This window comes from Streptomyces sp. MP131-18 (assembly GCF_001984575.1).
Classification (GTDB): domain Bacteria; phylum Actinomycetota; class Actinomycetes; order Streptomycetales; family Streptomycetaceae; genus Streptomyces; species Streptomyces johnsoniae.
The window spans coordinates 964,637-976,873 of the sequence record NZ_LZNS01000001.1 but is presented as its reverse complement, the minus strand read 5'-3'; the positions used below and the strand labels follow the sequence as shown (position 1 = coordinate 976,873).

3 protein-coding genes are annotated in these 12,237 nt (G+C 72.3%); all 3 read left to right on the top strand.

Going from position 1 to position 12,237, the window contains the following annotated elements; all coding sequences use genetic code 11:
- A partial coding sequence (locus tag STBA_RS04040; RefSeq protein ID WP_079251704.1) for an SDR family NAD(P)-dependent oxidoreductase occupies positions 1-3,677 on the top strand: 3,677 nt, incomplete at its 5' end.
- A gap of 679 nt (positions 3,678-4,356) precedes the next feature.
- Positions 4,357-10,794, top strand: a complete 6,438-nt coding sequence (locus tag STBA_RS04030) for a type I polyketide synthase (protein ID WP_079251703.1) — start codon at positions 4,357-4,359, stop codon at positions 10,792-10,794.
- Between the two features lie 23 nt (positions 10,795-10,817).
- The coding region (locus STBA_RS04025) for a beta-ketoacyl synthase N-terminal-like domain-containing protein (protein ID WP_171987634.1) at positions 10,818-12,237 on the top strand (1,420 nt) is incomplete at its 3' end.

Genomic DNA, 12,237 nt, shown 5'->3' with positions numbered 1-12,237 from the left:
GCCGGCGCTACTGGATGGCCCCGCCAGTTGCCGGCCAGGAGACGAAGGACCATCCGGTCGCCGAAACCGTGGTGCAGCTCGCCGGCGGCGACGGGGCGCTGCTGGTGGCCACCCTGTCGCACGCCGCGGTCCCCTGGCTCACCGACCACGCCGTCGAGGGCGCCGTGCTGCTGCCGGGCACGGCCTTCGTCGAACTTGCCCTCCGGGCCGGAGAAGCCATCGGCTGCGGACGGCTGGAGGAACTGACCCTCCAATCCCCGCTGCGCCTGCCGGAACGCGGCTCCGTTCAGCTCCAGATAGTCGTGCAGGCCCCCGAGGGCTCGGACGTTGCGGAGGGCCGTCACACGTTCACCGCCCATTCCCGGCACGTGGACGCCGACCGGGACGAGCCGTGGACCTGCCATGCCACGGGCGTGCTTGCCCCCGTCCGCGGAAGCGGGCCCGAGGCCGGGCCACGGAGCTGGCCCCCGGCCGGGGCCGAGCCGGTCGACGTCGCCGGGCTCTACCCGGGACTGGCCGCCAGGGGTTACGAGTACGGCCCGGCGTTTCAGGGGGTGAAGGCCGCGTGGCGGCGCGGCGACGAGGTCTTCGCGGAGGTAGCGCTCCCACTGGAACATCAGTCCGAGGCCGGGCGTCACGGTTTGCATCCGGCTCTGCTCGACGCCTGCCTGCATGGTGCGCTCCTGCACCAGTCCGAGGAGGGAGCCGGCGCCCTTGTGCTGCCGTTCACCTTCTCCGGTGTCGAACTCCATGCCACGGGCGTCGCCGCCGCACGTGTCCACATCGCGCCCGGCGGGCCGGATACCCTTGTCATCCGGTTGACCGACACTGCGGGCCGCCCCGTAGCCGTCATCGAGTCCCTCGTCATGCAGGAGATGCGCCAGGACGCCGCCGGCGCTTCCGACGGTCTCTACCGGGTCGACTGGGTCCCGGCCCCGGAGGCAGCCCCCGAGCCCCCCGAAGGAAGCGGGCTGGTGCTCGGCCCCGGCACGGCGGACCTGTCGGCGGTTCCCTCTCCGCCGCCCGCGACCGTGGTGGTCCCCATGTCCGGCGGGCGCGACATCTCCGAGGCCGTGAACGACGCTCTCGCACTGGTACAGGCGTGGCTCGCCGAGGATCGTTTCTCGGCTTCGCGGCTCGTCTTCGCCCTCACCGGCGACACCCCGGCGGCGGCGGCGGTCGCCGGACTGGTGCGCAGCGCGCAGAACGAACACCCAGGCAGGTTTACGCTGGTCCACGCCGTCGACGACCCGGACTTCGCGTCGAGCGCCGCGGTGGCGGCCACCGACGAGCCCGAACTCCGCGTGAACGGCGGCCAGACGACCGTGCCCCGGCTGGCGCGCGCCGTGCGGCGCGTCCTCACCCGCCCCGAGGGCCACTGGCGGCTCGGGGTCGCGGCCAAGGGCTCGGTGGACAATGTGGCGGCGCTGCCCGCGCCGCGGGCGAACGCCCCGCTGCCGGAGGGCTCCGTCCGGATCGCGATCGGTGCGGCAGGACTGAACTTCCGGGACATCGTGATCGCCCTGGCGATGGTGCCGGGGCTTGAGGACATGGGAGTGGAGGGTTCCGGCACCGTCACGGAGGTCGGTCCCGGCGTGACGGATCTGCGCGTCGGCGACCGGGTGATGGGCCTGGTGCCGGAAGCCATGGGGCCGGTCGCCGTCGCGGACGCCCGGACCCTGACGCGGCTGCCGGACGGCTGGACCTACGAGCAGGGGGCATCCGTCCCCGTCGCGTTCCTCACCGCGTGGATGGGCCTGGTCGACCTCGCGGGCCTCTCCGGCGGCGACAGGGTCCTGATCCACGCCGCGACCGGCGGGCTCGGTCTGGCGGCGCTCCAGGTCGCCCGGTACGTCGGCGCCGAGGTCTTCGCCACCGCGAGTCCGGCCAAGCAGCACCTGCTGCGCGGACTCGGTCTTGACGACGACCACATTGCCTCCAGTCGCGACCTCGACTTCCGCGCACGGTTCCTTACCGCGACAGGCGGCGCGGGCATGGACGTCGTGATGAACGCCCTCAGCGGCGAGTTCACCGACGCCTCCCTCGACCTCCTGCCCGGCGGCGGCTGGTTCGTCGAGATGGGCAAGACCGACATCAGGGAAGCGGATGTCCTCGCCGCCGCTCACCCGGGCGTCCGGTACCGCCACTTCGACCTGAAGGCGGAGAGCCCCGACCGCGTCCGGGATGCCCTGCGCACGCTCGACGCCCGGTTCGCCGACGGCAGCTTCCGGCCGCCGCCCATCAGCAGCTGGCCGATAGACGCCGCCCCCGAGGCGTTCGATACGCTGCGGCGCGCGAACCACCTCGGCAAACTCGTCCTGACCACCCGCCGCCCCTGGGACCCGGGCCGCACCGTGCTGATCACCGGCGGCACCGGTGTGCTCGGCGCCCTGCTGGCCCGCCACCTGGTCACCGAGCACGGCATCCGGCACCTGCTGCTGACCAGCAGGCGCGGACCGGAGGCCGAAGGCGCGGCCGAACTCGCCGCAGAGCTGGCCGCGCTCGGTGCCGAGGCGGACGTGGCCGCCTGCGACGTCGGCGATCGCGAGTCCCTGAGCTCGCTCCTGGACAGCATCCCGGGGGACCGGCCGCTGGGCGCGGTGGTCCACGCCGCCGGGCTGCTCGACGACGCCACCATCGAGGCCATGACGCAGGAGCAGGTCGAACGCGTGCTGCAGGCCAAGACGCGGTCCGCCGCGCTGCTGGACGAGCTGACCACCGGCCTCGACCTGGACGCTTTCGTGCTGTATTCCTCCGTGGCCGGCGTGCTCGGCACCGCCGGCCAGGCCAACTACGCCGCCGCCAACGCGGCGCTCGACGCCCTGGCCCGCCGCCGCCGCGCCCGCGGCCTGCCCGCGGTCTCCCTGGCCTGGGGGCTGTGGCGCGAGGCCAGCGGCATGACGGGGCACCTGGACACCGAGGACGTGGGACGCCTCTCCCGGACGGGCATCGCGCCGCTGGACTCCACCGAAGGGCTCGCCCTGTTCGACGAGGCGGTCGCCGCGGGCGATCCTTGTCTGGTGACGGCCCGGCTCGACACGGCCGGGCTGCGGGACCGGGCGGCGGGTCAGCTGCCCGCCGTGCTGCGGGGCCTTGGCGGTGCCGTCCGGCGGCGCTCCGCTCCCCTGGCCGACCGGACCACGGACACGGACGAGGTCCCCTTCGCGCGGCAGCTCGCCGATGCCGTCCCGGAGGAGCGCCGGCGCCTCCTCCTCGACATGGTGCGCTCCCACGCCGCCGCAGTCCTGCGGCACGGCACCGCGCAGGACGTCGAGCCCGACCGGCCCTTCCGCGACGTGGGGTTCGACTCGCTCACCGCCGTCGAGCTGCGCAACCGCGTCAACGCCTCGACCGGCCTGCGGCTGCCCAGCACGGTCGTCTTCCGGCATCCCACCCCCTCCCAGCTCGTCGACCGGTTGAGCACCGACCTCTCCGCGCAGCAGGAGACGGCGGCAGGCGCGGCCGTGCTCGAAGACCTCGACCGGCTGCGCACCACGCTGACCGGCATGGGAACCGACAACACGAACCGGCAGGCCGTGATGGACAGACTGCGGGCCCTGCTGAACGAGTTCGACAGCCCTGCCACGGAGCCGGCTGCGGCGCGGGGCGCGGAGCTGGCCTCGGCCACGGACGACGAAATGTTCGCACTCATCGACAAGGAGCTGGGCATCGAGTGACGAGCCCGTCGGCCCATGACGACGCTGGCGGGGTGTTCACCTTCACCACCCTCCCGGGCCCGGCCGCGGTTGCGCGCACCGTGCCGGGGAAGGACACCGGTGCCCCTCGGCATCCGCCGGGGCGGCGCGCCGCTGCCCGTCGCGCGTCCGGGACACGGCACCCGCTGTCCGCGAGTTCACGGTTCCCGCAGGCGGCAGACACCGCGAACGGCCCGCTCCGCGGAGGGCCCGAGCGGCACCGGTGTGTGCCGCACCGCCGACGGCCGAAGACCGTGGCTTTCTCGTCCGCCTCGCCGCTCCGCGCGCATGTTCCGGCACCGTCCTGCGGGCTCGCGGGACGCGGGCGGGCGCGTGCTCGCCCGGCCTCGATCTCTCTTGGTCCGCCGCGGGCCGGGGCCGCTGGTGAGAGCTGGGGTGTTGCCTGGGGTCCGCCCCCAGAGCCGGGTCACCGGAAGGGAACGCAGAATCGGGGAGCAAGAACACGGGGAGCGTGCAGTGGAAGACGCGCAGACCGCGGGGGAAGCCGAACGGCATGGAGCGGCACAACAGGGACCGTCACTGCCCTGTGGCGATATGCCCATGACTGACCCGGCATCCCGTGCGAGCCGGATATTCAGCGGATTGCCGCACACATTGCCGTGACCGGCCTTCAGCCTCCGTTTCAGAGAGTAACTTTCCGATGTCTGCGAACGAAGAAAAGCTCCGCGATTACCTCAAGCTGGTCACGGCCGATCTCCGCGAGACTCGGCAGCGCCTGAAGGAGACGGAGGACGGGGCCCACGAGCCGATCGCCGTGGTCGCCATGGCCTGCCGCTACCCGGGCGGTGTCGCGTCTCCCGAAGATCTCTGGCGGCTCGTCGCCGATGGCGCGGAAGGGCTCTCGCCCTTCCCCGAAGATCGCGGCTGGGAGACGGAAGAGCTGTACGACCCCGATCCGCTGAGCCTCGGCAAGAGCTACCTGCGTTCCGGCGGATTTCTCCCCGACGCCGCCGAGTTCGACGCCGAACTGTTCGGGATCTCGCCGCGTGAGGCGCTGGCGATGGACCCGCAGCAGCGGTTGCTGCTCGAAACCTCCTGGGAGGCCCTGGAACGCGCGGGGCTGCCCCCCACCGGTCTGCGCGGCGAAGACTTCGGCGTCTTCGTCGGCGCCGCCCCCCAGGAGTACGCGCCCCGCTTCGGTGACCCCGCTGCCGAGGAGTTGGAGGGCCACCTCGCCGTCGGAAACACCACCAGCGTGATGTCCGGCCGTATCGCCTACTCCTTCGGTCTGCGAGGCCCCGCACTCACGGTGGACACCGCCTGCTCCGGCTCGCTCGTCGCCCTGCACCTGGCCGTACGTTCCCTGCGGCGTGGTGAGTGCCGCATGGCGCTGGCCGGCGGCGTCACCGTCATGTCCACACCCAGCTGGATCGTCGACCTCAGCCGCCAGCAGGCCCTCTCACCCGACAGCAGGTGCAAGGCGTTCTCGGAGGCGGCCGACGGTTTCGGCCCCGCCGAGGGGGTGGGCATGCTCGTACTGGAACGGCTGTCCGACGCCCGCAGGAACGGCCACCGCGTGCTGGCCGTGGTGCGCGGCTCGGCCGTCAATCAGGACGGCGCCAGCAATGGCCTGACCGCGCCCAACGACGAGGCCCAGGAGGACGTTATCCGGCGCGCCCTGGCCGACGCCCGGCTGTCGGCCGCCGATGTGGATGCGGTGGAGGCACACGGCACCGGCACCAAACTGGGCGACCCCATCGAGGCGCAGGCACTGCTGGCCACCTATGGGCAGGACCGGGATGCGGAACGGCCCCTGTGGCTGGGCACGGTCAAGTCCAACATCGGTCACACCCAGGCCGCCGCCGGGGTTGCCGGGGTCATCAAGATGATCATGGCGCTGCGTCACGGCGTCCTCGCGAAAACCCTGCACGTCGACCAGCCGTCCTCGCACGTGGACTGGGAGTCCGGTGCGGTGGAACTCCTGACAGAGGCCAGGGTCTGGCCCCGGGGCGACGCGCCGCGGCGGGGCGCGGTCTCCTCGTTCGGTATCAGCGGAACCAACGCGCACGTGATCCTCGAAGAGGCGGAGACCGCGGACGACGCCCCGTCCGGGACACGTCCCGCGGCTGCGGCCGGCACCGCGCCCACCGCGTGGCCGCTGTCCGGCCACATGCCCGACGCGGTGCGCGAGCAGGCCGCCCGCCTGCGGGAGTTCCTCGGGGACGAAGCCGCCGGCCACCCCGTGGACGTCGCCTGGTCGCTGGCGGCGACCCGGGCCGCGCTCACGCACAGGGCCGTGGTGATCGGTGGTTCCCGGGAGGATCTGCTGGGCGGACTGGACGCGGCGAGCTCCGGAGCCGAACGGCCCGGCATAGTCCGTGGCACGGCCCGCGGCGACGCAAGGGTTGGCCTGCTGTTCGCAGGACAGGGCGCCCAGCGGCTCGGGATGGGTCGCGAACTGTACGAGACGTACCCGGTTTTCGCGGCGGCCTGGGACGAGGCCGCCGCCGCCCTCGGCCCCCTCCTGCCCCGCCCGCTGACCGAGGTCGTCCACGGCGAGGACGAGGAGGCGCTGCGCCGGACGGAGTGGGCCCAGCCGGCCATCTTCGTGTTCGAGGTCGCCCTGTACCGGCTGGTGACCTCCTGGGGCGTGCGCCCCGACTACCTCGCGGGACACTCGGTCGGGGAGATCGCGGCGGCGCACGTCGCCGGCATCCTCTCCCTGCCCGACGCCGCCGCGCTGGTCGCCGCCCGGGGCCGGCTCATGCAGCGGTTGCCCGATGGGGGCGCCATGGTCGCCATCGCCGCCCCCGAGCACGAGGTCGCCGAAGCGCTCGCGGACCACCGCGACGCGGCCGGAATCGCCGCCGTCAACGGACCCGCCGCCACTGTCGTCTCGGGATCCGAAACGGTGGTGACCGCCGTCGCCGACGACTTCGCCGGCCGGGGAGCGAAGACCCGCCGCCTGAACGTCAGTCATGCCTTCCACTCGCCGCTGATGGACCCCATGCTCGCCGAATTCCGAACCGTGGTGCAGGAACTCACCTTCCATCGGCCCCGACTGCCCATCGCCTCCACGCTCACCGGCCGCCGAGCGGTCGACGGGGATCTGGCGTCGGCCGACTACTGGGTACGCCACGTCCGCGAAGCCGTGCGGTTCGCGGACGCCGTCCGCGTGCTGGAGGCCGAGGGCGTGCGCCACATCATGGAGATCGGCCCCGACGGCACCCTCACCGGCCTCACCGCCGAGTGCCTGCGGGCCCCGGACGACACGGTGGCCGTCGCCCTCCTCCGCAAAGACCGCCCGGAGCCGGAGACGGCCCTGGAAGGGCTGGCCCGGGCCTGGGCCACCGGCGCCGACGCCGACTGGCCGGCCGTGTTCGCCGGCGGCACGCGGGTCGACCTGCCCACCTACGCCTTCCAGCGGCAGCGTTACTGGGTACAGCCCGGCACCGGAGCCGCCGACGCGGCAGCGCTCGGCGTCCGCCAGGGCGGCCATCCGCTGCTCGGCGCCGCAGTGGCCCTGGCCGACGGCCGTGGCGTCCTGTTCACCGGGCGCCTCTCGGCATCGGCCCATCCGTGGCTGGCCGACCACCGGGTGGCAGGGACGACGCTGCTCCCGGCGACCGCCTTCGTCGACCTGGCCGTCCGGGCCGGCGACGAGGTCGGCTGCGGCAGGATCGAGGAACTCACCCTCCAGGCGCCCCTTGTGCTGCCGGAGAGCGGGGCCACGCAACTCCAGGTCGTGGTCGGGGAAGCCGACGACGCCGGACACTATCCCTTTGGTGTGCACTCGCGCCCCGAGAGCCGTGACGACGCCCCTTGGACCCAGCACGTTTCGGGACTCCTCGCCCCCTCCGGGACCGGCGAGCCGGCCGACGGCCTCGCACAGTGGCCCCCGGCAGGTGCCGAGCCTCTCGACGCCGCCGACTTTTACCCCCTGCTCGCCGAGGCCGGAATGGATTACGGCCCCGCCTTCCAGGGCCTGCGAGCCGTGTGGCGGCGCGAAGCGGAGGTCTTCGCCGAGGTCGCCCTGCCCGAGGGCTGCGGCAAGGACGGCTTCGCCCTGCACCCGGCCCTGCTCGATGCCGCGCTGCACCCGATTCCCCTGCTGAGGATGGTGTCCTCGGATGGGAAGCCGGTGCTGCCGTTCTCCTTCGCAGGCATTGAACTCTTCGCCTCGGGCGCCGGTACCCTCCGGGTCAGGATCGCCCCGGCGGGAGGCGGTGCCGTGTCGCTCCTGCTCGCCGACGGCACCGGTGCGCCCATCGCCATCGTCGACTCCCTCGCGCTGCGGTCGGTATCCCCCGAGGGGCTGCGCGCCGCGCCGATCGGACAGGAATCCCTCTTCCACGTCGAATGGACTCCGCTCGCCCCGGCGCCCGAGTCCGTCCCGGGACCGAGCGTCGCCGAACTGGCTGCAGGAGCCACCGACCTGACGGAGATCGCCTCCGACGATACCCCCGGCCTCGTTGTCGCCCGCGTCGGCGCGGAGACCGACGCGCACGGCGCCGTCACACGAACCCTGTCGCTGCTGAGGGAATGGCTGGCGGACGAGCGCTTCGCGGACTCCCGCCTGGTACTCGTCACCCGCGAAGGCTCGCTGGCGCACGCCGCGGTGTCGGGCCTCGTCCGCTCCGCACAGGCCGAGAACCCCGGCCGGTTCGTGCTCGTCGACAGCGACGGCGACCGTCTCTCCCCGGAGAAGATTCTGGCCGCCGTGGCCACCGGTGAGGAACAGCTCCGGCTCCGCGGCGAACAGATATTCGGCCCGCGCCTCGCCCGCGCCGAGGGCACCGAACGCCTGCGCCCCCCGTCCGGTGCCGACTCCTGGCGGCTCGGCATCACCAGCACGGGAACGCTGGAGAATCTGGTGCTCGAGCCGTGCCCCGAGGCCGACGCCCCCCTCGAAGCGGGCCAGGTCAGGGTCGCTGTATCGGCCGCCGGAATGAACTTCCGCGACGTACTGATCGCCCTCGGCATGTACTCGGGAGAAGCCGCCCCCTGGCTCGGCGACGAGGTCGCCGGCATCGTGCTTGAGACCGGGCCCGGCGTCACCGGCCTCGCCGCTGGTGACCGGGTCATGGGCATCGTGCCCCAGGGGTTCGCCACCCGGGTCGTCGCCGATGCGCGGATGCTGGCCCGCCTGCCCGAGGCATGGTCCCTCGAAACGGCCGCCGGGGTGCCGGTGGTCTTTCTCACCGCCTGGCTCGGCCTGGTCGAACTCGCCGGCGTCCGCGCCGGGGAAGCCGTCCTGGTACACGCGGGCGCGGGTGGCGTGGGCATGGCGGCCGTGCAACTCGCCCGCCACCTCGGTGCCGAGGTCTTCGCCACGGCCAGCCCCGGGAAGTGGGAGACACTGCGCGGCCTCGGACTCGACGACGCACATATCGCCTCCTCGCGGACACTCGACTTCCGCGATGCTTTCCTCGGTGCCACGGACGGACGCGGCGTCGATGTCGTCCTGAACGCGCTCTCCGGCGAGTTCATCGACGCATCTCTGGAACTACTGCCGCGCGGCGGCCGGTTCCTGGAGATGGGCAAGGCGGACATCCGTGACCCGCGCCTGGTCTCCGAGCAGCACGCCGGGGTCGCCTACCAGTCGTTCGACCTCCTCGCGGCCGGGCCGGAACGTATCGGCGCCATGTTCGCCCGCGTCGCCGACCTGCTGGCGGCAGGATCGCTGACGCCGCTGCCCGTCCGGACGTTCGACATGCGGCGGGCCCCGGAGGCGTTCCGGTTCGTCAGCCAGGCCCGGCACGTGGGCAAGGTCGTGCTCACCCCGCCCCGGACGTGGGACGAACACGGCACCGTCCTCATCACCGGCGGCACCGGCACGCTCGGCCGGCTGGTGGCCCGCCACCTGGTCACCGAGCACGGCGTCCGGCACCTGCTGCTGACCAGCCGACGCGGCCCCGCCGCCGAAGGCGTCAGCGAGTGGAGCGCGGAACTGGAGCGCCTCGGCGCTTCGGTGAACGCGGTCGCCTGCGACGTCACCGACCGCGACGCACTGGCCCGCGTACTTGCCGACGTCCCCGCCGAGCACCCTCTACGCGCCGTCGTGCACACCGCCGGCGTGGTGGACGACGCCGTGATCACCTCCCTCACGGACGACCAGGTCGCGCGGGTCTTCGCCCCCAAGGCGCAGGCAGCGCTCGTCCTGGACGAACTCACCGCGGACCTCGACCTTTCGGCCTTCGTGCTGTTCTCCTCGGCCGCTGGCGTCTTCGGCAGCCCGGGACAGGGCAACTACGCCGCGGCCAACGCGCTCCTCGACGCCCTCGCCGTCCGCCGCCACGAGCGGAGCCTGCCTGCCGTGTCGCTGGCCTGGGGCCTGTGGGAGGAGGCGAGCGGCATGACCGCGGCGCTCGGCGCCGGCGACCGGGCCCGCCTCGGCCGCATGGGCCTGCGTGCGATGAGCTCGAATGAGGGACTTGCCTTGCTCGACGCCGCGCTGGACCTCGGCGAGGCCGCCGTGGTGCCCACCCGGCTGGACCTGGCGGCGGTCCGTGCCCGTGGAACGGCTGACGGGAACGTGCCCGCCCTGCTGCGCGGCCTGGTCCAGGCCCCGGCGCGCCGCGCCGTCGGCAGCACGCCGGACGCCGCCGTCGCCCAGGAGGCGATGCGCCGCCTTGCCGGTGCCCCGGAGGGGGAACGCCGACGCATGATGCTGGAGTTGGTCTGCGAGCACGCGTCTGTCGTCCTCGGCCACGGCGGGGCGCGCGAGATCGACACCGAACGATCGTTCCGGGACGCCGGATTCGATTCGCTCACCGCCGTAGAGCTGCGCAACCGACTCAACGTGGTGACCGGGGTCCGCCTGTCGGCCACCGCCGTCTTCGACCACCCCACCCCGGTGGAGCTCACCGAGCACCTCCTCACCGACATCGCGTCGGAAGGGGACGAGGCTGCCGCCACCAACGTCCTCACCGAGCTCGACCGGCTCAAGGCTGCCCTGTCCTCCTTGACTGCGGCCGACGAGGTGCGCAGCGAGATATCGATGCGGCTGCGGTCGCTGCTCTCGCAGTGGGACGGCCAGGGCGGAACGGCCAAGGGCGAAGCTGGCGACGACGACTCAGTGCAGTCCGCGTCGGATGCCGAACTGTTCAACCTTCTCGACGAACTCGAAACTTCCTGACGCGGTCTCGGACAGGTGACGCTATGAGTAACGAAGAGCAGCTCCGCGACTACCTCAAGCGGGCCACCAGGGACCTGCGGCAGGCACGCAGGCGGATCTCCGAGATGGAGGAAGGCAGCCACGAGCCGATCGCGATTGTCGGGATGGCCTGCCGTTTCCCGGGTGAGGTGCGTTCTCCTGAGGATCTTTGGCGGCTCGTGTCCGAGGGCGGGGACGCGATCACGGAAGTGCCGGATTGGCGCGGCTGGGACGCCGATGGCTTCCACTACGGGGACCCCGGATACTCGCGGACGAGTTACGTGCGGCGGGGTGGTTTCCTGCATGACGCCGATGAGTTCGATGCGGCGCTGTTCGGGATCTCGCCGCGTGAGGCGCTGGCGATGGACCCGCAGCAGCGGCTGCTGCTCGAAACGTCCTGGGAGGTCCTTGAGCGAGCCGGAATCAACCCTGCCGACCTGCGCGGCAGCGAGACCGGCGTCTTCGTCGGCGCCGGTAACTCCGGATACGGCGGCTCTCTTATCAGTCTTCCAGATGAGGTCAAGGGCTACTCCCTGACGGGTAAGTCCACATCCATCATCTCCGGCCGCGTCGCCTACGTATTCGGGCTCGAGGGCCCGACCGTCACTGTTGACACGGCGTGTTCCTCCTCCCTGGTCGCGCTCCACCTGGCTGCCGCCTCCCTGCGCTCAGGCGAGTGCTCCCTCGCCATCGCGGGCGGCGTCACCGTCATGCCCACTCCGGAGAGCTTCATGGAGTTCAGTCGGCAGGGTGGGTTGGCTTCGGATGGGCGGTGCAAGGCGTTCGCCGAGTCGGCCGACGGCACCAGCTGGGCCGAGGGTGTGGGTGTGCTGTTGGTGGAGCGGTTGTCGGATGCGCGGCGGAACGGGCATCGGGTGCTGGCGGTGGTGCGGGGTTCCGCGATTAATCAGGATGGTGCGAGTAATGGTCTGACGGCGCCGAACGGGCAGGCGCAGCAGCGGGTGATCCGGCAGGCGCTGGCCAATGCGCGGCTGGCGTCGAACGAGGTGGATGTGGTCGAGGCGCATGGTACGGGTACGTCGCTGGGTGATCCGATCGAGGCGCAGGCGCTGATCGCGACCTATGGCAAGGGACGTGACGCGGACCGTCCGTTGTGGCTCGGCTCGCTCAAGTCCAACGTCGGCCACATGCAGTGGGCGGCGGGTGTTGCGGGTGTGATCAAGATGGTGATGGCGATGCGGCACGGGGTGCTGCCGCAGACGCTGCACGTGGATGAACCGACGCCGCATGTCGACTGGACGGCGGGCGAGGTGCGGTTGCTTACCGAGGCGCGGGTGTGGGCGGAGGGTGGGCATCCGCGGCGGGCGGGTGTGTCGTCGTTCGGGATCAGTGGGACGAATGCGCATGTGATTGTTGAGGGGGTTGCGGAGGGTATTGCGGAGGGGGTTGTTGAGGGGGCTGCGC